Origin of the sequence: Lactobacillus johnsonii, from assembly GCF_014058685.1 — a bacterium.
In the GTDB taxonomy this organism is placed as follows: Bacteria; Bacillota; Bacilli; order Lactobacillales; family Lactobacillaceae; genus Lactobacillus.
Map to the genome: position 1 here is coordinate 1,073,250 of NZ_CP059055.1, position 25,983 is coordinate 1,099,232.

14 protein-coding genes are annotated in these 25,983 nt (G+C 35.4%); 3 read left to right on the plus strand and 11 right to left on the minus strand.

Going from position 1 to position 25,983, the window contains the following annotated elements; all coding sequences use genetic code 11:
• Positions 1-79 precede the first annotated feature (79 nt).
• Positions 80-13,033, minus strand: a complete 12,954-nt coding sequence (locus H0I41_RS05020) for a DUF1542 domain-containing protein (protein WP_182094491.1) — start codon at positions 13,031-13,033, stop codon at positions 80-82.
• Positions 13,034-13,509: 476 nt separating this feature from the next.
• Here H0I41_RS05020 and H0I41_RS05025 point away from each other — a divergent pair, with 476 nt between their 5' ends.
• Entirely contained in the window at positions 13,510-13,944 is a 435-nt protein-coding gene (locus H0I41_RS05025; RefSeq protein ID WP_135014474.1) for a LytTR family DNA-binding domain-containing protein, read from the plus strand.
• 1 nt (position 13,945) lies between these two features.
• The gene (locus tag H0I41_RS05030) at positions 13,946-14,359 is read left to right on the plus strand and encodes a DUF3021 domain-containing protein (protein WP_086874853.1); all 414 of its coding nucleotides are present in this window, start codon (positions 13,946-13,948) and stop codon (positions 14,357-14,359) included.
• 45 nt (positions 14,360-14,404) lie between these two features.
• Here the strand turns inward: H0I41_RS05030 and budA are convergent, their stop codons facing one another.
• Positions 14,405-15,121 carry an acetolactate decarboxylase gene (gene budA, locus H0I41_RS05035; RefSeq protein WP_135014475.1) on the minus strand — a complete coding sequence of 239 codons (717 nt, stop codon included), beginning with the start codon at positions 15,119-15,121 and terminating at the stop codon, positions 14,405-14,407.
• A gap of 17 nt (positions 15,122-15,138) precedes the next feature.
• Positions 15,139-16,818 (minus strand): acetolactate synthase AlsS, encoded by a 1,680-nt coding sequence (gene alsS / locus H0I41_RS05040; protein WP_011161963.1) that lies wholly within the window; start codon positions 16,816-16,818, stop codon positions 15,139-15,141.
• Positions 16,819-17,006: 188 nt separating this feature from the next.
• Here alsS and H0I41_RS05045 point away from each other — a divergent pair, with 188 nt between their 5' ends.
• On the plus strand, positions 17,007-17,465 hold the full coding sequence (locus tag H0I41_RS05045) for a hypothetical protein (RefSeq protein ID WP_011161962.1): 459 nt from the start codon (positions 17,007-17,009) through the stop codon (positions 17,463-17,465).
• 80 nt (positions 17,466-17,545) lie between these two features.
• On the opposite strand, the gene abc-f is transcribed toward H0I41_RS05045, so the two are convergent.
• The 8 genes from abc-f to hslV all read right to left on the minus strand — a co-directional run bounded on the left by abc-f (position 17,546) and on the right by hslV (position 25,982).
• Positions 17,546-19,051: a ribosomal protection-like ABC-F family protein gene (gene abc-f / locus H0I41_RS05050; RefSeq protein WP_135014476.1), complete on the minus strand. Its 1,506-nt coding sequence runs from the start codon at positions 19,049-19,051 to the stop codon at positions 17,546-17,548.
• Between the two features lie 753 nt (positions 19,052-19,804).
• A complete protein-coding gene (locus tag H0I41_RS05055) occupies positions 19,805-20,836 on the minus strand; it encodes a YeiH family protein (RefSeq protein ID WP_053107389.1) in 1,032 nt (343 codons plus the stop codon).
• Between the two features lie 195 nt (positions 20,837-21,031).
• Positions 21,032-21,493 (minus strand): hypothetical protein, encoded by a 462-nt coding sequence (locus H0I41_RS05060; RefSeq protein ID WP_135014477.1) that lies wholly within the window; start codon positions 21,491-21,493, stop codon positions 21,032-21,034.
• A gap of 266 nt (positions 21,494-21,759) precedes the next feature.
• Positions 21,760-22,323: a metal-dependent hydrolase gene (locus H0I41_RS05065; protein WP_011161954.1), complete on the minus strand. Its 564-nt coding sequence runs from the start codon at positions 22,321-22,323 to the stop codon at positions 21,760-21,762.
• Between the two features lie 151 nt (positions 22,324-22,474).
• The gene (locus H0I41_RS05070) at positions 22,475-23,077 is read right to left on the minus strand and encodes a LysR substrate-binding domain-containing protein (RefSeq protein WP_127795791.1); all 603 of its coding nucleotides are present in this window, start codon (positions 23,075-23,077) and stop codon (positions 22,475-22,477) included.
• A 60-nt stretch (positions 23,078-23,137) separates the two neighbouring features.
• Positions 23,138-24,025, minus strand: coding sequence for an aldose 1-epimerase family protein (locus H0I41_RS05075; RefSeq protein ID WP_127795574.1), 888 nt, complete (start codon positions 24,023-24,025; stop codon positions 23,138-23,140).
• Positions 24,026-24,052: 27 nt separating this feature from the next.
• Positions 24,053-25,447: an ATP-dependent protease ATPase subunit HslU gene (gene hslU / locus H0I41_RS05080; RefSeq protein WP_014567527.1), complete on the minus strand. Its 1,395-nt coding sequence runs from the start codon at positions 25,445-25,447 to the stop codon at positions 24,053-24,055.
• Positions 25,448-25,457: 10 nt separating this feature from the next.
• The gene (gene hslV, locus H0I41_RS05085; RefSeq protein ID WP_004894572.1) at positions 25,458-25,982 is read right to left on the minus strand and encodes an ATP-dependent protease subunit HslV; all 525 of its coding nucleotides are present in this window, start codon (positions 25,980-25,982) and stop codon (positions 25,458-25,460) included.
• Position 25,983 lies beyond the last annotated feature (1 nt).

Here is a 25,983-nt window from a genome sequence, read left to right on the forward strand (position 1 = left end):
GCCTTTTTAACATTTCCAAACAAAAAAGGCGATATTCCACTTTAGGGAGTATCGCTCTTTTTCGTATCAACGATGTTGACTATTTATTCTTTTTTCTCTTGTCTCCTAATCCAAACAATGAGAATACACCTGCTAAACCAAGAAGTGCAGCTCCGGCTAACGTTAAGTTAGAGTTATCCTTCTTACCAGTTTGTGGTAAAGTAGCCTTCTTGTTTACTGGAGAGCCATTCTTATGACGAACAGCATTTCTCTTAGGTTGAACTGAATTTGTAATTACAGTTTGTTCCTTACTTTCACTCTCAGTATTAGTGCTTACTTGGTTAGTGTTCTGAGCAGTATTGTTTTCTTCATTATGGTGATCTGGAGTTACATTAGTTGAAGAATCATGACTTTCAGTATTGCTGTTGTTAGCAGTACGAGCCGGAATCTTCACAGCTTCGATGGCTTTAATACCAGCTTCGGCTTCAGCATCAACTTCTGCATTAGTTGTAGCATTGAATACCTTGGTCTTAGTCTCTGTAGCAATATCAGTAATTTGACTGATTAATTCGTCTTTTTGCTTTTGATCAAGATCAGCTGCATTGATTTCATCAGTCTTCTTCTTCAAAGCATCATTGATTTCCTTAATAGCATCATCCTTACTTTCAACTAAGCTTGGAACTTTAATGCTATCAATATCTTCTAAGCCCTTGATTTCTGCTTCTTTAACATCATCGTTTGTTTGAGCATTATTAATGGCCTTAGTAGCCTTATCAGCAACTTGATCTACTTGGTCAATTAAGTTTTGCCTCATTTGATCAGTTAAATTATCGGCCTTATTGATTTCCTCAATCTTAGCTTCCTTAGCAGAGTTAATTGCTTCCTGAGCATCTTTTTGGACACTATCTAAGGTTGGAATGAACAAGTTAGTAATTTTATCAATTGCTTTATCACGAGTGTCAGTAATAACTTCATTTGTAGTTGTTGCTGAATCGTTAAGCTTATTAATTGCGTCTTGAGCAATCTTATTTACTTGATCAATTAAGTTCTTTTGCTCGTCTGCACTTAGATTCTTTGCTTCTTCAATTTGACTGTTCTTAGCTTTTTGAACTTGCTTAATTGCGTCAATTGCTGCCTGCTTAGTTTCAGATAAACTTGGAACATTAACATTTGCAATATCTTCAATTCCCTTGTTTTCTGCCGCAGTAACAGCCGTATTAGTAGTTGCATTGTTGATAGCATCCTTAGCAACCTTGGCAATTTCAGTTGCTTGATTGATTAACTTAGCTTTTTCTGAATCACTCAAGTTAGATGCATTATTAATTTCATCCTTCTTAGTGTTCAAAGCATCTTCAATCGCACTATTTGCTGCATTTTTAGAATCTTCTAAGTTAGTGAAGTGAATATTGTTAATATCAGCAACACCTTTATCTTCGGCAGTTTCAACTGCAGTATTAGTAGTTGCACTGTTGATAGCATCCTTAGCAGCATTGGCAATTTCAGTTGCTTGATTAATTAAATCAGTCTTTTCTGAATCAGGTAAGTTAGATGCGTTGTTAATTTCATTCTTCTTAGAATTCAAAGCATCATCAATTGCTTGAGTTGCATTCTTCTTAGCATCTTCAATACTTGGAATTGAAACATTTTCAATGTTCTTAACGCCAGTATCTGCAGCTTGCTTAGCTTCATTGTTTGTTTGAGCATTGTTGATTTCATCAATTGCTTCAGTAGCAACCTTCTTTGCTTGATCAATAAGCTCTTGCTTTTCGTCTTGACTCAAGTTAGAAGCGTTATTGATTTCATCTTGCTTTTCATTTAAGGCTTTGTTGATAAGATCAATGCTTTCCTTCTTGATATCGGATAAACCTGGAACAGTAACGTCTGCAATAGCTTTTTCACCATCAACTTGAGCAGTTTCAACTTCTGAATTAGTAGTTGCATTGTTGATATTATCTTTAGCAGTAGTTGCAGCTTCAGTTGCTTGCTTAATTAAATCAGCCTTTTCTTCAGAAGAAATATTAGTTGCATTATTAATTTCATCTTCCTTATTCTTCAAAGCCTGATCAATTGCAGCATTTGCTACGTCCTTAGCTGGAGAAGTAGTTGGAACGTTAATGTTATTAATGTCCTTAACTCCTTCTTCTTGAGCACGAGTTACTTCTTCAGGAGTAGTTGCTTCTGCAATCTTTTGTTTTGCATTATCTGCTTCATTATTGATTAGATCAGTGTAAGCTTGTTTTTCTTCATTTGTTAGTGAATCATTGATTTCCTTAAGCTTACCAGCAACTGCGTTATCGATAGCAGCATTGGCAACATCTTTATCAATTACTAATTTTCCATCATCAACTGCCTTCTTAACATCATCATTAGTCTTAGCATTGTCGATGGCATCTTGAGCTTTCTTAGCATCAGAGTCAATTTGATCCTTAGCTGCTTGCTTCTCTTCATCAGTCAAGTTGTTATCTTGATCAATTGCCTTCTTAGCTTCATCAACTTGGTTGTTAAGGTCAGTGGTTGCTTGTTCTTTAGCAGCTGACTTATCAGAAACTTTAATGCTATTGATCTTATCAATACCATTGTTTTGTGCTTCAGTTACTGCTGCATTAGTAGTTGCATTATCAATGGCTTGATCTGCGGCACTTTGAGCATCACTAACTTCTTGCTTCAATGCAGCTTTTTCTTCAGCTGTTAAGTTTGAAGAATCAATTGCATTGTTCTTTGCGTCTGCAGCCTCGGCTACTGCCTTCTTAGCTGCTTCTTTGGCGGCTGATTCAGTTGGCACTTCAGTATTATTAATATTCTGAATGCCATTTTCTTGTGCAGTAGTTACAGCTTCTGGAGTAGTTGCATTATTGATTGATTCTTTAGCATCTTGGGCTTTTTGGTCGACTTCATTGTTTAAAGCAGTCTTTTCTTCAGCTGTTAATGGTGACTTAGAAATTTCAGCCTTCTTGCCAGCAACTGCATTAGCGATAGCCGCATTAGCAACGTCTTTATCAATTGCTAATGTACCGTCATCGATTGTTTTCTTAACATCGTCGTTAGTCTTAGCATTATCAATGGCTTCTTGAGCCTTCTTAGCGTCAGAATCAATTTGATCCTTAGCTGCTTGCTTCTCTTCATCAGTCAAGTTGCTATCTTGGTCGATTGCCTTCTTAGCTTCATCAACTGCGGTATTAAGGGCACTTGTTGCTTGCTCCTTAGCATCCGACTTAGTTGGTACTTCAATAGAATTAATTGCTTTAATACCATTGTCTTCTGCTTCAGTAACTGCAGCGTTGGTAGTTGCATTATCAATGGTAGTATTAGCAGCATTTTGTGCTTCAGCTACTTCTTGTTTCAATGCAGCTTTTTCTTCAGCTGTTAAGTTTGAAGAATCAATTGCATTGTTTTTAGCTTCTGCAACTTCTGCTACTGCCTTCTTAGCAGCTTCTTTGGCTGCTGATTCAGTTGGTACAGTAACATTATCAATTGCCTTAACACCCTTGTCCTGAGCTTCAGTTACTGCCGTGTTTGTAGTTGCGGCATCTATTGCTCTATCTGCTGCGTTTTGTGCTTCAGTAACTTCTTGCTTCAATGCAGCTTTTTCTTCAGCTGTTAAGTTTGAAGAATCGATTGCATTGTTCTTAGCTTCAGCAGCTTCTGCTACTGCCTTCTTAGCAGCTTCTTTGGCTGCTGATTCGGTTGGTACTTCAGTATCATTGATCTTCTTAATACCATTTTCTTGTGCAGTACTTACAGCTTCTGGAGTAATGGCATTATTGATTGCGTCTTTAGCAGCTTGTGCCTTTTCATCTACTTCATCGTTTAAAGCAGCCTTTTCTTCATCAGTTAATAGTGATTTAGAAATTTCGTTCTTCTTACCAGAAACTGCATTATCGATTGCTGCATTAGCAACATCTTTATCAATGGCAAGCTTACCATTATCAACAGCCGTATTAACCTCATCATCAGTAGTAGCATTATCAATTGCTTCTTGCGCCTTCTTAGCATCAGAATCAATTTGATCCTTAGCTGCTTGCTTCTCTTCATCAGTCAAGTTGTTGTCTTGATCGATTGCGTTCTTAGCTTCATCAACTGCAGTATTAAGGTCACTTGTTGCTTGTTCCTTAGCAGGTGACTTAGTTGGAATTTGAATGTCTTTAATTGCTGCGATGCCGTTTTCTTTAGCAGTTGTTACTGCTTCATCAGTTGTTGCACTGGTGATATTTGATACCGCGTTACTGTATTCTGCTTGAACTTTATCTTTCAAGCTGTTCTTTTCATCAGTAGTTAAATCAGTAGCATTATCAATTGCACTACTCTTAGCATCACGTGCTACATTCAATTCTTCAATAGCTTCTTGTTGCTTCTGAACTAAAGTTGGAATAGCAATGTTATTAATGTTATCTAAGCCAGCTGTTTCTGCACTCTTGACTGCGTCATTTGTTTGAGCAGCCTTAATTTCCTTAGTTGCATCATCAGCCACTTTATTGGTTTGATCAACTAAAGCTTGCTTTTCTTGATCAGTTAAGTGAGTAGCGTTGTTAATGTCATTTAGTTTAGCATTCTTAGCACTTTCAATTGCATTAAGAGCATCTGTTTGTGCACCGTCTAGAGTTGGAATAAATAGATCAGTAATTTGCTTGATTGCATCATCACGGGTTGCAGTAACTGCATCATTTGTAGTAGTTGATGAATCATTAATCTGAGCAATTGCATCGTTAGCAATTTTATCTACTTGATCACTTAATTCTTTTTGCTCTTCAGTGCTTAAGTTAGATGCAGCAGAGATTTGCTTATTCTTAGCATCTTGAACTTGCTTAATTGCATTGATTGCATCTTGTTTAACTTGATCTAAGCTTGGAACAGTCACATTGGCAATATCTGCAATACCCTTATTTTGTGCTTCAGTTACAGCATCATTGGTAGTTGCATTGTTGATATTGTCTTTTGCATTTTTAGCTACTTCACTTGCTTGATTGATTAAGTCTTGCTTTTCTTCAGTACTTAAGTTAGATGCATTATTAATTTCATCTGTCTTAACTTGCAAAGCATTGTCAATTGCAGTGTTTGCTGCATTTTTAGCATCTTCTAGTGAAGTAAAGGTAATACCTTTAATGTTATCAATTCCAGCATTAGCTGCATCGCGAGCATCATCATTGGTAGTGGCCTTTTCAACATTATTCTTAGCAGTAGTTGCTGCTTCATTTGCCTGATCAACTAATTTTTGCTTTTCAGTTTCATTCAAGTTAGAAGCATTGTTAATCTCATTTACTTTAGAGTTCAATGCATCATCAATAGCTTGGTTAGCGTTCTTCTTCGCTTCATCAAGAGTTGGAATAGTAATGTTTTCGATGTTTTGAACGCCAGTAGTTGCAGCAGCTTTAGCATCGTCATTTGTTTGAGCTTGGTTGACGTTGTTAATTGCCTCAGTTGCGGCATTAGTTGCATCATTGATCAAACCTTGCTTTTCATCTTGAGAAAGGTTAGAAGCATTATTGATTTCATTAGTCTTGGCATCTAAAGCTTTGTTAATTAGATCAATACTTTCTTTCTTAACATCAGACAAGTTTGGAACTGTTACATCAGCAATTGCTTTTTCACCCTTTATTTGTGCAGTATCAACATCAGCATTAGTAGTGGCGTTGTTGATATTGTTCTTAGCTGCATTGGCTGCTTCAGTTGCTTGATTAATTAAATCAGTCTTTTCTTGAGTGTTGATATTAGATGCGTTGTTGATTTCGTCGGTCTTCGTTTGAAGAGCATCATTGATGGCAGCAATTGCCTTTTCTTTGGCGGAAGAAGTAGTTGGAATTTCGGTATTAGTAATTTCATTTACACCATTTGTTTGTGCAGTAGTTACTGCTTCAACAGTAGTTGCATTAGCAATATTTTGTTTTGCATTAGTTGCTTCAGAGTTAATTAAATCAGTGTAAGCTTGTTTTTCTTCAGTAGTTAATGGATCTTGGAGCTCCTTAAGCTTACCAGCAACTGCATTGTCGATAGCTGCATTAGCAACATCTTTGTTAATGGCAACCTTACCACTGTTAACTGCATTGTTTACGTCATTATCAGTCTTAGCATTGTTGATGGCATCTTGGGCAGTCTTAGCATCAGAATCAATTTGATCTTTAGCTGCTTGTTTTTGTTCATCAGTTAAGTTGTTATCTTGATCAATTGTCTTCTTAGCGTCATCAACAGCCGTATTAAGATCAGTTATGGCTTGTTCCTTAGTAGCTGATGTAATTGGAACTTCAATGCCGTCAATTGCACTAATACCATTGTCTTTAGCTTCAGTTACGGCTGCGTTGGTAGTTGCATTATCGATAGCGTGATCTGCGCCATTTTGTGCTTCAGTAACTTTTTGTTTCAATGCAGCTTTTTCTTCATCTGTTAAGTTTGACGAGTCGATTGCACTGTTCTTGGCTTCTGCAGCTTCTGCTACTGCCTTCTTAGCTGCTTCTTTAGCTGTTGATGTAGTTGGTACGGAAGTTGCATTGATATTCTTAATGCCATTTCCTTGTGCAGTAGTTACTGCTTCTGGAGTAGTTGCATTGTTAATTGCATCTTTAGCACTATTTGCCTTTTGATCGACTTCATTGTTTAAAGCAGTCTTTTCTTCGTCTGTTAATGATGAGTTAGAAATTTCTGCTTTCTTACCAGCGACTGCGTTATCAATGGCTGCATTAGCAACGTCTTTATCAATTGCTAATGTACCGTCATAAGCTGCCTTCTTAACATCATCATTAGTCTTTGCATTGTTGATGGCATCTTGAGCATTCTTAGCATCAGCATCAATTTGATCTTTAGCTGCTTGTTTTTCTTCATCTGTTAAGTTGCTATCTTGATCAATTGCTTTCTTAGCATTATCAACAGCAGTATTAAGATCAGTTATGGCTTGTTCTTTAGCATCTGATTTATTCGGTACTTCAATACCATTAATTGCATTCACACCATTGGTTTGTGCTTCAGTTACTCCAGCGTTGGTAGTTGCATTATCAATTGCTTGATCTGCAGCTGTTTGTGCTTCAGTAACCTTTTGCTTCAAAGCTTCTTTTTCTTCTTCGGTTAAGTTTGAAGAATCAATTGCTGCATTCTTTTCATCAACTGCCTTAGCCACAGCTTCCTTAGCTGCTTGTTTTGCTGCTGATTCAGATGGCACTGAAGTTTCATTAATGTTATTAACACCACTGTCTTGAGCAGTTGTTACTGCTTCTGGAGTAGTGGCATTATTGATTGCTTCTTTAGCCTCTTGAGCTTTTTGATCTACTTCATTGTTCAAAGCAGTCTTTTCTTCATCTGTTAATGGGGTCTTGGAAATTTCGGCCTTCTTCCCAGCAACTGCGTTATCAATGGCTGCATTAGCAACGTCTTTATCAATTGCTAATGTACCAGCGTCACCCGCCTTCTTAACATCATCGTTAGTTTTGGCATTATTGATTGCTTCTTGTGCTTTAGTAGCATCCCTATCAATTTGATCCTTAGCTGCTTGCTTCTCTTCATCAGTCAAGTTACTATCTTGATCAATTGCTTTCTTAGCATCATCAACAGCCGCATTAAGGTCAGTTATGGCGTGTTCCTTAGTAGCTGATGTAGTTGGTACTTCAATACCATTAATTGCATTGACACCATTGGTTTGTGCTTCAGTCACTGCTACATTTGTTGTTGCGTTGTCAATTGCTTGATCTGCAGCATTTTGTGCATCTGTAACTTTTTGCTTTAAGGCAGCTTTTTCTTCATCTGTTAAGTTTGAAGCATCAATTGCATTGTTCTTTGCAGTTGCTGCGTCGGCTACTGCCTTCTTAGCTGCTTCTTTAACAGTTGAGGTAGTTACTTCAATACCATTAATTGCCTTAATACCATTGGTTTGTGCTTCAGTTACTGCCGCATTTGTTGTTGCATTGTCAATTGCTTGATCTGCAGCATTTTGGGCATCAGTAACCTTTTGCTTCAAGGCAGCTTTTTCTTCATCTGTTAAGTTTGAAGCATCAATTGCTTGATTCTTTGCAGTTGCTGCGTCGGCTACTGCCTGCTTAGCTGCTTCTTTGACTGCTGATTCAGTTGGAACTTTAATGCCATCAATTGCAGTAACACCATTATTTTGTGCTTCAATTACAGCATCATTAGTCGTTGCATTGGTAATTTCTTCTTTTGCCTTATCTGCAGCTGTATTGGCTTCTTGTGTCAATGCAGTCTTTTCATCAGTAGTTAAATCATTAGCGGAATTGATCTCTTCTAATTTCTTAGTTAGAGCATCGTCAATTGCTTTATTTGCATCAGATTTCACAGTATCTAAGCTTGTTGGAACAATCTTCTTAATTGCATCCACACCAGCTTGACCAGCTTGAGCTGCCTCATTGTTTGTTGTAGCAGTTTCAATATTTTCTTTAGCCTTATTGGCTTCAGCAGTTACTTGATCAATTAAATCTTTCTTTTCTGCATCACTAAGATTATTAGCTTTATTAATTACCTCAGTTTGAGCAGTAAGAGCATCATCTACTGCTTTATTAGCTGCCTTCTTGGCATCCTCCAAGCTTGGAACAGTAACATTATTAATATTAGTTGTTCCTTCATCTTGTGCAGTCTTAATTGCGTCAGCTGTAGTTGCTTTATCAATGGCTTCTTTAGCCTTATTAGCTGCATCGGTTGCCTCTTTGATTAATTGATCCTTAGTTGTTTGATCAATATTGTTAGCATCGTTGATTTCCTTAGTCTTAGCGTTAAGAGCATCATCAATTACTTCTTTTGCAGCATTTTGACTATCAGTAACGCTTGGTACCTTTACATTGGTAATTGCATCTACACCAGCTTGGCCTGCTTTAGTTGCTTCGTCATTAGTTGTAGATTTTTCAATAGCATCCTTTGCTGTATTTGCTGCATCAGTTGCTTCTTTAATTAACTGATCTTTTGTTGTTTGATCAATATTTTCAGCGTTATTGATTTCCTTGGTCTTATCAGTTAATGCTTGATCAATTTCTTTGGCTGCCTTAGTTTTAGCATCGGCTAAACTTGGAACTGTTACCTTATTGATGTTAGCAATCCCTTCAGTTTTAGCAGTATTAACTGTATCAGTATCGGTTGATTGATTAATCGCAGTATTAGCATCCTCTGCTGCCTTCTTAGCATCGGCAATTAATTGATCCTTAGTAGCTTGATCAATATTAGTAGCGTCAGTGATTTCGGTAGTCTTAGTATCTAAAGCCTTTTGAATATCTTCAGTAGCAGCAGTCTTAGCATTTGCAAGGTTAGTATCCCCATTCAAACCACTAATTGCATCAGTAATAGCCTTTGCTGCACTGTCTACTTGCGCCTGAGTTGCACTAGTATTCTTTAAAATCTCTTGACCAGCAATAATCGCATTATTAAGGGCTTCTTGATTTGCTTGGTCGGCATTAGTGTAATTACCAGTTTCCTTAGCATTATTAGCATTGGTTAAAGCCGTTTCCAAAGCTTCAGTGTTAGTAGCCTTACCTTTAAGGTTATCTTTTGCTGCATTAATTGCATCTAAAGCATTCTTAACTTCACTTGCAGATGGATTTGCTTCATTCAAAACTGTTTGACCAGCAGTAATTGCATTATTATATGCTGTTTGGGTTTCTTCACTACCGTTGTAGTATGCAGGTGTATTTCTTACATTTGGCGCATCCTTAACAGCAGCTTCTAAGGCAGCCTTGTTTGCAGCTTCAGTCTTAGCATCACCATTTAGGTTACGATTTGCAATTTCAAGATCTTGAAGAGCTTGGTTCACTTCTGCTTGAGTTGCATTAGTTTTATCTAAAACTGTTTGTGCAGCTGTAACTGCTTTATCATATGCAGTCTTTTGAGTTTGGTCTGCATTAGTATAGTTATTGCTTTCTTTTACAGTTGCAGAATTGTCAACTGCTGTTTGAAGCGCTGCTTTATCAGTTGCTTCACCCTTAAGATTACCCTTAGCAGTATTAATGGCATTTAAAGCATCAGTAATTTGAGTAGCAGTTGCATCTGGATTATCTAAAACTGTTTGACCTGCAGTGATTGCATTGTCATAAGCAGTTTTAGCTTCAGCAGAACCATTGTAGTATGCCGCATCATCTGATTTTACAGTAGGTGCTTCATCAACTGCTTTTTGAAGGGCTTCCTTACTTGCTGCTTTCTTAGCATCACCATTCAAAGCATCTTTTGCATTATTAATGGTGGTCAATGCATTATCTACTTCTGTTTGAGTAGCATTATCGTTACTCAAAACTTTTTGACCTGCGCTAATTGCATCAGTGTAGGCTTTTTGTAAATTAGAATCAGCATTGGTGTAATTATCGCTTGATTCTACTGTTGATGCTTGGTTAATAGCATCTTGAAGTTCAGTCTTGTTTGTAGGTTCACCAGTTAAAGCTTTTTGAGCATTTTGAATTGCAGTTACGGCATTATCAACGTCAACTTGATCGTAATTATTTGGATTATCAAGAATATTTTTACCAGCTGTAATTGCCTTAGTATATGCCCCCTGAGCTTCTGCAGTAGCGTTGTAGTAGCTTGGCTTTGCTTCTTCTGCTGGAGCAGCATCTACTAATTCTTTAAGAGTAGTAGTATTAAGCGCACGTAGGGCTGCCACACTTTTAGTTTGAGCTGCTTCAACGAAATCTTTTGTAGCAGTAACTGCAACTTGTGCATCATTAGTCAAACTACTTGCAAGCTTGGATAAATCAATAGAGAAATCACCACCAGTTGAAGCAGTTTGTGCAGCGTAATCAACATTGTTTGAAGTTACTGTGCCATTAGTATTGGTGTAAACAGTGTAATAGTTGAGTACTGGTATATTAGTGCTTACCCCACCAACAGTAACAGTTACATAAATTGGATTGTCACTACCACTTGAAGCAACAGTACCAGTCAATACATTATCCTTGCTTAAATGAAGGTTAGATAGAGTTACGTCTTCACCAGCCTTAACAAAATCAATCAAGTTCTTGTTAGCAAGACCTTCTCCAACTTGCTTAACAGTATCTTCATTTAAAGAAGTTATTGTATATGTCGTCACTCTATCATAAGTTACATCAATTTTGCCTAAAGGCTCTGAAGTAGTCCCATCAGTCGCCACCGTCTTAACACGACTAAAATTGATAGTACCGTTTTTAATTAATGATTTGCCAGTACTGGTGTTTTGAGAAAGATCAATAGTAAATACATCTGGTTGATCCGAGGTGAAGGTGCTCCCAGATGATAAATTGATAGCAGTTAAAGCACCTGTACCGTCAGCACTAATCTTAAAGTTAGAGTGAGGCGCAAGTTTAACTGTTCCCTTACCAGAAATTGACATCAAATTATCGCTGTAACTTCCAGTATTGGTAGCACTTAAATTAAACTTACCACCATTACCAACATTAATTGCTGCATTACCTGCAATGTATACTGGGTAACCATTATTTTTAGTACTTGGAGTCCCGTTTGAATTGATATTCAAATTACCATTTACATTAAACTTGGCATCAGAATTTAAATATAAAGCACCAGCTACATTGCTATCACCGCTAGCTTTTTCAGTATTAATAGTTAAGTTAGCACCCTTATCAACGTTAATTGTAGTGTTAGCGTTTGAAGCAATCGCACGCGCAATTGATCCAGTTCCAATACCATTACGATTTTCTGGATTACCCTTAGAGTGTGGATTAATAGTTACATTTGCACCATTTTTAGCTTCAATTGTTGTGGTGCCGTCGTCAATTTCAAGAGCATTAGCATCTTCTGTTGTTAAGGTCACATTACTGTTTTCATCAAAAATAATTTGATTTGTTCCACCTTCAAATTGAAGAATTTGCTGCCCACCATTTTGTTGAGTATCGCGTGTTTTACCATCAAGTGGTCCTACATATGATGAGACAGAATTTGCAGTAATATTATTCTTAAATGTTAAGGTTGAATTAATCCATGGTTTGGTATAGATAAGTTGTGAACCCGTAAAGTTAACATTATCAAATGTGTATCCACCAGCATTATAAACAAGTCCCCAGTAACTACGAGCATAAATGTTCAAGTCTTTAAAGGTGACGGAATTCTGTGTATCCATATCAAATGAATATCCAGAGAAGTCAATTGTACGTTTTTCTTCTGGATTATCTGATTGAATTACAATATCACGCTTATTCTTGATCGTAATTTCTGTATATTTCCTATCTGTTTGTTCTGCCAAATTAAGATCTCTAGCAACATTAATAGTAGTAGCAGTACCATTTTTAATTGCATTAATAAATCCCTTCGCATCATTAACTGTTACTGCATTAGGATCTTCTGGTTCAGCTGCAAGTACTCTAGTTGCCACTTTGCTTTCAGTAGCTGCTCGCGTACTAAGGAATGATACATTTAAAACTGCTTCATTTACATTAAACGTATTAGTTGAAACCTCAGTAGTTGCATTCTCTACTGCGTTTTTTAAATCAGAAGAAGTATTGTCAACTGCTGTTTCTACTTTTTCTTCGTCAGTCTTTGCGGTTTGAGTTTCAGTATTCTTAGTCTCTACACTAGGAGTAGTAGCTTCAGTCTTTACATTTTCTACTACTGCTTTATTAACATCGACCTTAGTATCTGTCTTAGCAGCTGCTTCTTCAGTTTTCTTAGCTACATCATCATTTGTAGTATTCTTTGCTTCTACTTCCTTAGTAGCAGCTTCTTCAGTTTTAGCAGTTTCAGTAGTTACAGCTTGCTTTTCATCTGACTTACTTTCAGTATTTTCACTACTATTATTAGCTTCGCTAGCCTTATTAGTGGTATCAGCCTTGTAACTAGCAACAACAGTACTGTGACCAAGATTATCAGTTACTGTACTTCGAGCTTGATTATTATTTGTTTTATCTTCGTTATTGTGAGTATTAGTATCAGCAGGTTGATTACTGTCTGTTTGTTCTTTATCTTGTGCATTTGCTACAACAGACTTATTGCCATTATCAACAGTATCAGCAGATGCTTGTTGTCCGTTATATAAACTAAAACTTAACCCGATTAAAACGGATGCAGCTCCCACACTAAATTTACGAATTGAGAAACGTTGTTTTTCGTCTCTCATTTTTTTATATTTCATTTCAATATTGTTTTTTGAAACCATATTTTCCTCCAACTTCAAAATTTAAGTTTGTTTAATTAGACAAGTTATTTATTTAAATTAGCTTAAATTTTAAATCTATTTAACCTTACTTTTATCATCCCTTTTACTACTTAACATAAATGCTCCTCATCACTGTTAATGTACTATTATCTAAAATTAATTACAAGTGATATAGTAACACTTAATCTTTTCTTATTCTATACTCTTAGATAATTTATATGACTTTCTTTAGAATTAAATCTTCCTATAAATAGTATTGTGCTAATAAGCATATTGCATAATATTTAATTAATAATTTTATTAGTGCGTAATATTATTTCATTTAAATAACAAAAAGGGTCAACACTTGCTTTCGTAATTTTATATTTTTGAAATCAAAATATTATTACCGATTAAAAGTCAATTTCGACCGATGACTGATAAAACAAAGTAAAAATCTCCTATATCGATATAATTTAACTTGAAAGGAGTAAGAAATGAAATTTAAGTTATTTATTAATCCAAACAGTCAGGAAATTGTCGAAGCTACCGTCCATCGAAAAAGTGATTTTTCTACTCAATTAGAGCAATTCGTTTTATCAAATGGCAATTCAAATATAATACCTGCCTATGATGACAAAGATTTAATTATGCTTAACTTAGACAATATTATGATGTTTACAATTATTGAAAATAAGGTTTTTGCTATCTGCAATAAGAAGCAATACCACATCAGAAAAAGACTCTACCAAATAGAAGAGACCCTCCCCACTAATTTTTGGCGTATCAATAAGTCTACTATTATAAATCGCTTTTATATCGATGAATTTAAAGAAACAAAAACTTCTGGGGTAAATGTCATTATGACAAATGGATTAAGCGACTATGTTTCAAGACGTTGTTTTTCTAAAATTAGGAAGGAACTGAATTAAAATGAAAGATTTTATCAAAAATTTTATTAAAAGCGGCCTAAAAGCTGCAGGCTTTGGCCCCTTAATTCTTGTGATTTTTTATTATATTTATTCTTTTACCATTAACTTCCATACTATTTCGATTCAAAACGTAAATAAAAATATTCTTTCCAGTTTATTACTAGCCTTTATCGCAGGAGGTATCAGCGCAGTCTTTAAAGTTGAAAAAATCTCTCTTGGACTTGCAACTATGATTGATGCGATTGTAATTTACATTGACTACCTTCTCTTTTATGTTTTTAATAATTGGATAGAGTTACAACTTATCCCATTTCTAGTTTTTACCGCACTGTATATCATCGGGTACGTAATTATTTGGTTCTGTATCTACCATCAAGTAAAAATCCAGGTAAAGCAGTTAAATAATAAATTATAAAAAGAAGCAGACCACTACCATAATTAACGGTAATGATCTGCTTTTTTATCCTTCCGCCTTTTGGATTTGATCATGCATATCAGCAATATCCAAATCTTTGTTCAAAAATTCTTGGTTATCCATTGGCAAATGTTGCTCAATAGTAGTAAATGGTTGTAAATAAACAGTTGCTTCTTTTATCTTAAAGTCTAATAAGTGCCCACCAATTGACTTATTATCTGCTAAAAAATGCAAATGGTATCCAGCAGCTGCCATTCCTTGGAACATCTTCGGTGCAAAGTAACCTATGACTGTACCAGAAACATCAGTAGATTCAAAAACAGCTTGTTCATCTGCTACCTGCAATAAAGTCTTGTAAGGCCTTGTCTGCTTTTCAACTACTCTTGTTTTAACAGTTGAAAAAATTCCCACAATTTTAACTGCGAAAAAGACATTTTTATAAGGGTAATCAACTAGAATTTTATCTTCTAATTCTTTTTGAGTTAAATTTTCGACCTTAAAACTATCTTTTATCTCTTCAAAGTGAACTGTCGCAAATGGGACCTTTTCTTCTGGTTTTAAGATTCTAATTTCACCATTGCTTTGAGCTAAATACGGTACATGATCAAGTAAAATCATTTCACCATCAAGGCCGCTAGCTGTTCCAATGCCCCAGTCACCGTGTTTTAACAGATCTGCAACTGTCATTGTCCCTTCAAACAATCCTGGCACCAGCATCCCCAAAGTACCATGTTGATAAACCTTGCTTTCATATTTTGCCATAATTTTTCTACCTTCCATTAATGCAGTTGATCCTCTAAGATTGTCTTTCCTAATTCTTGATTAAAACTGTAATCAACTGGTATATCAACCACAGTTGGACCATCTTCCTTAAAGGCCTTATCCAAAATCCTATCTAAGTCAGCTGCTTTCTCTACACGGTAACCCTTAGCACCAAAGCTTTCTGCATATTTAACAAAGTCTACAGGGCCAAATTTAACAGCTGCTGAATCGCCATACTTTAATTCTTCTTGGAATTTAACCATGTCATAATTTCCATCATTCCAGATAATATGGACAATATTCAAACCTAATCGAACAGCAGTCTCTAAATCTTGTGAGGAGAACATGAAGCCTCCATCCCCAGAAACAGAAACAATTTTTGTATTTGGTCTTACCAAAGCTGCTGCGACCGCCCAAGGAAGAGCAACTCCAAGTGTTTGCATTCCGTTACTAAAAAGCAAATGACGTGGTTCATAACTTCTAAAGTGCCGTGCCATCCAGATGTAAAAACTACCAACATCCACTGTTACCGTCATGTCATCGGTAACTCGGTCTTGTAGGGCCTGGATAATACTTAGGGGATGACTTTTCACTTGATCTTTAGTCACAGCAGGTGGTGTATCACGTTTTTGCAAAGTTTTACGTAATGAATCAAGATACTCTTTAGATTCATTCGGCATGGAATAGCCCTTCATATAGGGTAAGAGGAAGTCTAAAGTTTGAGAAATATCTCCAACCAATTCTCGCTCAGGCTGATAATTTTTATCAATTTCTGCCCGCATCGAATCAATTACAACAATATTCGCGCTTCGATCAGAATTCCAGTTTCGAGGCTCATATTCAATTGGATCATAACCAATTGCAATAACCAGATCACTCTTTTTAAGCAATTGATCACCCGGTTGGTTTCTAAACAAACCTACACGACCGAAGAAATCATCCTCTAATTCACGTGGGATAATTCCAGCACCTTGAAAAGTTTCAACTACAGGTAAATGAGTTTCCGCAATTAAACGTCTGATAGCTCTGGTAGTTTCTGGATCAGATGCCCGCATTCCTAACAAAAGTACAGGAAGCTTTGCGGCTTTAATACGCTGTGAAAGTAAAGTTGATTCAATTGGACTAGCTGGTCCTAACTTTGGCGGCTCAAGTGGTGCAATCACGCTCGTCTTTACTTCTGCATCAGTTACATCTTGTGGAACAGAAACAAAACTTGCCCCTTGCTTAGATGCCTCTGCTTCTTGATATGCGTTAGCAATCACCTCAGAAATATTCTCAGGCTCTTGAACTTCGGCACTATATTTAGTAATCGGAGCAAATAAAGCTGCATTTTTCATACTTTGGTGAGTTAAACGCAGAAGATCTGTTCGCTGCACTTGGCCGGAAATAGCTAGTACGGGATCACCTTCTGCTGTAGCAGTTACTAAGCCAGTTGCTAAATTTGATGCACCCGGCCCTGAAGTAGTAAGGACAACACCGGGTTTTCCTGTAATCCTTCCTACTCCAGCCGCCATGAAGGCCGCATTTTGTTCGTGCCGCGTTAAAACAAATTTAGGCGTACGTGGATCTTTAGAATGTTCAAGTAATTCAAATACTCGATCAATTTTGGCACCTGGAATTCCAAAGACAAATTTAACATCATGATTAATTAAGCTATCAACAATTGCATTTGCACCGTAATATTTTTCTTCTGCCACAGCAATCTTCCTTCTTCCAATATAGGTTGTATATCTACTTACAAATTAAAAGTATACTTACAAGCCAACATACTTTCAAGTAAATATAATTATAGAAAACTTCGAATCAAATACTTCTAATATAGATATATCACAAATCCATTCTATAATAGAACTTGAATAAAAATAAATTTAAGTGAGGAATAGACATGGTTAGTATCTTAAATAATCAAACTAGTAATGAAGAATTCTTAGAATTTGCGACTAATGAAGTTCACAATGTTGATGTTGCTACGACACATCATGGTGCACCTTCTGCTCAAGTCTGTGATCTAGTTTTGAATAAAAATGGTAAGCTCTACATTGTTACCTCTAGTCAAAATCCATTCTTTCAAGATTTGATCCATCAACCTAAGGTGATTATTAATGGGTACAAAGGAGATGGCACGATGGATTCATGTGGATTTTCAATCCGGGGAATAATTAAAAATGTCGAACATGAATATATTGACGAGATTTTTGAAAAAAATGATTATTTAAATGAAATATATGCAGATGATATTGAAGGGGCAAAAGAAGATCTGCGGGTTTTAGAAATTACACCAAAAGAAGCAGCCTACTTAGATCATCGTACTCACCCTATTTTTACAAGAAAATTCGAATTTTAATTAATCATTTTTTCCACATAACTAAATAAGTAAATAAAAATGGATAGGTTTCTTTTCCCCTATCCATTTTTTAATATGGTTTAATTTGCTAATTTAATTCTTTTATCGGCAACTTGTTTAATAAAATACTGGTCATGGTCAATTAAAAGCATTGCTGGCTTTATTTCTTGTAGTAAATTAATCAATTGATCTTGATTAAAGACATCTAGATAGTTTGCTGGTTCATCCCATAAATACAAATCTGCTGGCTCAAGTAGTGATTTAGCTAAAGCAATTCTTTTCTGTTGTCCCATACTCATCTCTTCAATTGGCACATTAAAGTTAGTTCGAGGAAAGCCCATCTTTTTTAAAATATTCAGAAGATCTTTATAAGATAATTTTTGATGAAGCGCAAAATTCTTTAAACTCCCTTTATGTATTGTGAAATCTTGTGGTAAATACGAAATCCTTAACCCATTAGCTAGCTGATATTTTCCGCTACTGTTTACTGGGGCTTTATTCAATAAGAATTTTAAAAAAGTGGATTTTCCAGAGCCATTTTTACCTTCAAGTGCAACAATGCCATGATTTTTTACTATCAAATTCAAACTAGAAAATAGGTGTTTATTTTCTACCTTCAGACCTAAACCTCTAGTTTCAAGAAGAGTAGAATGATAATTTGATTGAAAGTTCATCGTTAATTTTGGTATATCTTCAATATTAACCATCAATCCTTCTTGTTCTTCAATCTTTTTATCCATTCTATTTCTACGTGTAATAGATTTCTTCATCATTTTGGCAGCTGCATGTCCAATCGCAGCCTTATTTACTCTAGCTCTACGGTTAAGAATATATTGTGTTTTTTGTCCCAAATTTTTTCTAGCTTCTATTTTTTGTGCCCAATGATAAAATTGTTCTTTTTGATTATGTAAGTTTTTAATTTCGCCAGCTATTTTTTCATTCTTTTCACGATTGAATTCATCACGTGCTTCTTTAATTTGTTCATATGTTGCATAAGTCCCTTGATATAAATGAATTTCAGTATTTTTAATTGCTAAAACATGATCAGTTACTTGATTTAAAAAATTACGATCATGACTTACAACAATATATCCTTTATGATGCTTAGTTAAATATTTACAGATTTCCTGACGACTTTCTTCATCTAAATGATTTGTAGGCTCATCAATAAGAGGAAAAGAATTTTGATCAATAAATGATAAAGCTAATAAAATTTTGGTCTGTTCTCCACCGCTTAAAGTATTGAATGGCTGCCAGATTAAATTTGAGTCAATGTGCATTAAATTCAGCTCACGCTCTAGTTTCCATTGTTCAAACATAATTTGATCTTGTAATTCGTATAAAGTGATATTAGCTGGATCCTTAATCCTAATTGGATAATAGGAAAAATTCAATTTAGTTTGAATTTCACCTCTTCCAACTAATTTTCCCTGTAAAAGATTAAGAAAAGTTGTTTTTCCTCGTCCATTTCTACCAACTAATCCTAACTTCCAAGAGCTATCTAAGTCTAGATTTAAATTATTAAAAATATTGTTGCTGCTATCTTCATATTTAAATGATACATTCGAAATTTTAATACTACCCATTTAAATCACCTCGAAAAAAGAGCCTGCACTTATGACAAGTACAGACTCTTCATATTTTTATGTATTAAAAGAAGATCATGTCCGTCTAATAATCTTGTCAAAAGTGCATAGTTCATCCCTTTAATAAAAAACGAATAATTTTAACTATGCTTAGTTTTGCAAGATTAAAGACGCAACAGCGACCCTTCTTTCTAAAGGTGAATTTCAATTGATAAAATTAAGATATCATGAAATTCGATCAAAATCAATCATAAATAGTTAATTTATATCTCAGTAGCGCTATCTATTACTCAATATTCTTTGATGACTTTTATAATTTTATAAATAACTCCAATCAACAATCGACTTCCGCCGATAATCAAAAAACTAGTCCAATATACATCTAATCTCTGCTGATATACATTCACCAGGATTAAAAATATGAGTAAAACTAACATTCCCACTATAGATCTTATTTGTTTTTTTCTTGTTTGGCAGCATTTTCAACCCTCCCATCTACAAAACAATTATGACTTAACTAATTATAAAAACTCCACAAAGTATTTGTAAATACTTTGTGGAGTTAACTATATTTTTCTCCAATATAATATTTAAGATGAGGTGGCTCATCAAAAGTTCTATGCTTGCTACTTAAAGCAAAACCAAACTCGTCTTATGCCTTTAATTGAAAAATTGCAGGATCAATGGAGTAAATATGATCAAATGTAAAAAGCCGATTGCTTCTTCACTAAGCAATCGGCTTTTTATCATTATTTAAAAGAATAACTTACTCATAATAATCATGAAGATCATCAAGCAAGTAGAACTAATTGCAGCAGCCCCAAAGACGGTACCACCACGTTTGAAGATAACACTGAAGTTAACTGAAATACCTAAAGCGGCCATTGCCATCCCCAAAAATACATATGCTGCTTGAACTAAGCCATCTAAAACTACTGGTGGGAATGGTAAGAAAGTACCCAAAATACTGGTTAAAATAAATCCGCCTAAGAACCAAGGAATTGGTAATTTCTTAGGTGCTTGTGTATGGTCTTGCGCACTTTCTTTTACCAGTCTTCTTTGGTACCAGTATCCAATTATTAAAGCAACTGGTGCTAAAAGTAAAACACGTGATAATTTCATAATTAATGCACTATCTAAACTTGCTTCACCAAAAGCACTACCAGCTGCAATAGCATGGGCAATTTCGTGAAGAGATCCACCAGCAACAATACCAAATTGTGAATCTGTTAACCCAAGCATTGGTTTAATCACAATTTCTAAGAGTGTAAATACTGTTCCCATCACACAAACTACGGCAACAGCAAGTACCTCGTTTTCTCTTTTACGTTCTTCATCTCTACTCTCAATTTGAGGGGAAACGCCCATTACAGCAGCTGCTCCACAAATTCCGCAGCCACAAGCTGATAACACTGCTAGTTCATCTTCTGCCCCAAATTTTTTACTAAGCCAGTAAGTCAAAACAATCGTTCCACTTACCCCTAGCATTGCAACTAAAATTGTTTTAATACCAGCATCAGCTAGCTTAGTAAGATTAAGTCTAAAACCCAGTAAAATGATTCCTAATCTCAAAAACTTATTAGAAATAAAACCAATCCCTGGTGCTGCTTCTTCTCTTACCCCAACTGGTAACACCTGCAGCGAAATTCCTAATAAAAGGGCAATTACCAACGCACCAATCAGGTTGACATAAGGTAATTTTGCTAGAAAAATACCTGCCACGGAACAAATTAAAGTCATTGCAGCTGCAAGACCAAATGATTTACTCTTAACAATACTTATCAATAAAAATACCTCCAGTTTAATTGCTTATTCCCACCCAGGAAAATTTACAGAATAAGCAATCATATAGTGTTTTAAAGTGATTCTTTCTCGAAAGCAAAATTCTTATAGTACTATACTATCTAATCCAATAATTAAAGTAAAATAATATGCTCACAAGATCACAAATGTTTTTATTGATATAAAAAGGACGAAAGCCTAAATTATACTTTCATCCTTCAATTTTGTGATATTATTCATAAAATCTTTCAAATCAATTACAGTCTCAAATGTTAAGAAAAACAGTAAAGCTTTAATCCAAGAGCGACTAAGTAAAAAGAAAAAGCAAATTGCTAATGATATAAGCCCTATTCCCACAAACAAAGCTAAGGCAGTTAACTTTGCTCCAAATAAATTAACGACCTCCTTAAAACTGCTTGGCTCATTTTTAACTAATAAAGATAGGTCATGATATTGCTTACTAGTCCTTACTCGAAATGATAAAAAAGTAAATACGGTTCCAATAATAATTAAGCCGGCTCCAAGTAATTGAAATAAAAGGCTCATTGGAGGCTGTCTAAACATTAAAATGCCTCCAAGAATTAGCAAGATGTCCGCAAGCAAATTATAACGTAAACGTTTATTTTCTAATTTAGTAAAAATTAATTCATTCGAATCCATACTTCATATCCTTTAATATTCTTCTTTCTACCAGTATACTGGTTAAACTAAAAATGACCAAGAGCAATTTTAACTCTTGGTCATCTAGGTCAATTAACGTCCTTTATGAACTGTGTAATTTTCAACTGGAATTGGCTGGGCTTTAAGCTCAACTGCACCATACAAAATACCGATTAAACCGGCTATTACTAATAATTGGGACATATTCAGGACTCCTCTCTTGGAATCTTCCCCCAGTACCTATCTTACAGGCTTAAGTCTACTTTTCAAAATAAAAAGACTTGTGTTGCAGGTGTCAAAGAAAGCCAAATCCAATAAAAAGTCATCATAATTACCGCTAAATAAGACATCATAGTTAAAAAGTTTTCAAAGCAGCCTCCAACTTTATAATGAATTGGTGACTTTCTTTTTTTCTTATAAAATGGCGCTAGCCACTCTACTCCTTGCTTACTGAAACTATCTTCAACTAGATGCAAAAAATAGCCAATTACCAGCCCAAACCAAAGCGCACTCCAATAATTCTGAGAAGTTAAGTTGTTGATATGAATAGGAATAAATTTATTCATTAAATAATATAGACCACCAGAAAAAATGGCCCAGCCAAGGAAAGAATGAGTAATCCCACGATGTTTAAGAAAAAGACTAAAATTAATCACTGACTTCTTGCTTGCAGAACTGTTATATTCATCAATATCAGGTAAAGAAGCGCCAATCGCAGTCGCAGCCAGAATAATAATGTTGTTAACTGGATCAATCAATAGCCGATTAGTTAATAATAAGCTTAGTTCCACGATTGCAATACTGCAAATTCGATGTGACCTAGTTAGCACTTCTTCTCACCCTTTCTAGAACATATATTCTATTTTAACAAAATTACCACTAGAATGGGAACTTGTATACGCCAAGGTATAAAAAAACTCTAGTTTTGCACTAGAGTTTTTAAGTAATATCATTTTATAGCTTTACATAATTATTTTACTTTTAATTGATAGTTTCTTTTAATATCTTGCTCAATTCTTCTACTCGCTGATCTTCTGGTTTAGCAATAAAAGCATATTCTTCAGTGAGTTGTTTTCCATCTCGCAACAAGAACAACTTTTGTACTTGGTCATCATCAATGTGGGCGGCTGTTTTTTCATTCATGATTAAGTAGCCAGATCCAGATTCAACCATTAAAACTGCTTCTCCTAAGGTTTCAACCGCAAGTAAATCACTATCAACTTGAAGAACATCTTTTAAATAGTGGTATTCACTCTTTTCTTCCTCTACTCCTGCTACCAGAATGCAAGGCAAATTCTTTAAATCACTCACTTCAAAAGTTTGTTGATATTTATTAAAATTACCCGCTTGCACCAGGGCCACTAAAGCAACCTCATCAACCGGATAAGTAGCTAGTTGCTGATAAATAATATGCCTTGAATTAACTAAGACTGCATCTAACTCATTGTTTTGAATCTTATCTTCAATCTCATCATATGAAACAGGCTCTAAACTCACCTTTTCATCTTTATATAAAGTTTGCCATTTATCTGCTGCCTTTTCCAACTCATATCTACTTAAATTTTTTAAATATCCAATCTTCATTTTTTCACCTGTATACAAAATAAGACCTTGATCTTTCAACCAAAGTCTTATTTATCTTAATTACTTAGCTTTGTCATGAAACGCAATTGTAAAACCATTCTCCCAAACTTCATTTGGAGCAATATGATTCATTCCACGTTTATGTTCTAGTTGGCCATCACTGTCTAACGTATCTGCAATTCCCCACCAAGGTTCAATACAGATATAGTTACCTGCCTTAGGATACTGTGACCACAAACCCACAAATGGTGCATTTTCCATTTTGACATTAATATGGTAGTCACTCTTATCAGTTCTAATAGAAATCTTGTTAGGCTGCTTTAATTCAAAGACCCAGGCATCATCCTTAAACAATTTATCACTAATTTCAAACAGTGAATCAGTTGCGAGCAAGGAACGATTTTCCCAGTCAAGATATGGTGCCTTTAAAGGAATCTTCACATGGTCCATTGAAGGATCAAACTTAAAGTAGTAATCATTCTTATTCAAACCATTATCAGTTGGCAAATTAAAGCCAGGGTGTCCCCCAATACCAAAGATCATTTCTTTAGTATCAGTATTCGTTACTGTAAAGTGTTCTTCCAGTAAATTATTCACTAAACTGTAAGATACTCTTAGTTCAAAATCAAATGGATACATTTTTTTAGTATCTTCATTAGACGTTAGAAGGAAAACAATGTGCTTATCATCTTGTTCTTCAACAGTAAATTGTGCATCCCGAGCAAAACCATGTTGTCCCATATGGTAAGTTTTACCATCATAAGTATATTGATCGTCCTTTAAACGCCCAACTACTGGGAACAAAACCGGAGCGTGACGTCCCCAAATTTCGGGATCTGCCTGCCACATGTATTCTCGACCACTGTTTACATCTTTAACACTTTGAATTTCAGCACCCTTATCAGAAAGTGTTACTGTTAAAAAATTATTCTTTAATTGATAATCCATAATTTAACTTCTCTTTATCTACTAAAATTACAAAATAAATTTTGTTAAGTCTTTATTAATAATTATATCACTCAATTTTTGATCAACATACTTCTGAGTAATAGTGATCTCACCCATGTTCATATCTGGTCCTTCGTAAAGAACATCTTCAAGTAATTTTTCTAAAATAGTTGCTAAACGACGTGCACCAATATTGTCAGTTCCCTGATTTACTTCAAAAGCTATTTGAGCAATTCGATCAATTGCTTCTTGAGTAAAGACCAATTTAATACCATCAGCCTTAAGAAGTGCAATATATTGCTTCAAAAGTGAGTTTTGAGGATCCTTTAAGATCTTAACAAAGTCTTCTTGAGTCAAGGCATTTAATTCGACACGAATTGGGAAACGTCCTTGTAATTCTGGAATTAAATCGCTTGGCTTACTTTCAGCAAAAGCACCAGCCGCAATAAATAGGATATGGTCAGTAGATACAGGACCATACTTCGTAGAAACAGTTGAACCCTCAACAATTGGTAAGATATCTCTTTGTACACCTTCACGAGAAACTTCACCAGAGGTCTTCTTGTTACCCGCAGTGATCTTATCAATTTCGTCGATAAAGATAATACCATTTTGTTGAGTACGCTCAATTGCACGTTGATAGAGAGAATCGTAGTTAATTAACTTCTTTGACTCTTCTTGAATTAAAACTTCACGTGCATCTGATACTTTTAGTGTACGCTTAACAGTCTTCTTAGGCATTAAGTCGCCCATCAAACTTGACATGTCAATTCCCATTTGGCCCATCATATCACCCATGGGGTTTACTTTGGGAGCTTGTTCTACTTCGATGGTAACTTCACGATTCTCAAGTAATCCCTTATTAAGTTGATCAGCTACACTAAGGCGTTCATTACGAATATCATCAGTTACTTCTTCATTATCTTGAGGTTGATTCATGTTGAAGTTACCAGAAAGCATTTGCATCATTTGTTGCATCGAATTTTCACGGTTTTCACGCTTAATTCCTGGCACAATTAATTTAACTAGACGATTATTAGCTTTCTTAGTAGCTTGCATTTTAACATGTTCAAATTGATCTTTTTCCTCCATTCGAACTGCTTCTTCAACTAAGTCACGGACCATTGATTCAACATCACGTCCAACATAACCAACTTCAGTAAACTTAGTTGCTTCAACCTTTACAAAAGGTGCGTCAACAATCTTAGCAAGTCGACGTGCAATTTCTGTCTTACCTACACCAGTAGGACCAGCCATTAACATGTTTTTTGGCGTAATATCTTGTTGCATTTGCTTTGGCAATTGCAATCTACGATAACGGTTATACAATGCAACAGCAACAGACTTTTTAGCTTCGTTTTGGCCAATAATATATTTATCAAGTAATTCTACAATTTGTTTTGGAGTTTTTTCTTCAGTCAAAATAATTCACCTAGATTTCATCAGTAGTAATGTGGTCATCTGTAAACACATCAATTCCGGAAGCAATCTTAACAGCTTCTTTAGCAATTTCACTTGCGCTCATTCCATTGCTGTGGCGAGTCATGGCAATTGCAGCTGCTTGGGCAAAATTACCACCAGAACCAATAGCTACCACGTCTTCATCTGGTTCAAGCACTTCACCATTACCAGAAATTAATAGTAAGTCTTTATCATTAAAAGCAATTACCATAGCTTGTAATTTAGCTAAAGTTGGATCTTTACGCCAGCTTTGAGCCATTTCAACGGCAGCTCTACGTAAGTCACCTGAATAAGTTTCAAGCTTTCCTTCAAGCATATCTTGTAAGCTAACTGCATCTGCAACACCGCCAGCAAAGCCGATTACTACTTGATCATGATAAATTCTTCTAATCTTTTTAGCAGTTGCCTTAGCAATAACTTTTTCACCTAAGGTAACTTGACCATCTCCAGCGATGGCTGTTTTATTGTTATATCTAACAGAACAAATTGTTGTCATA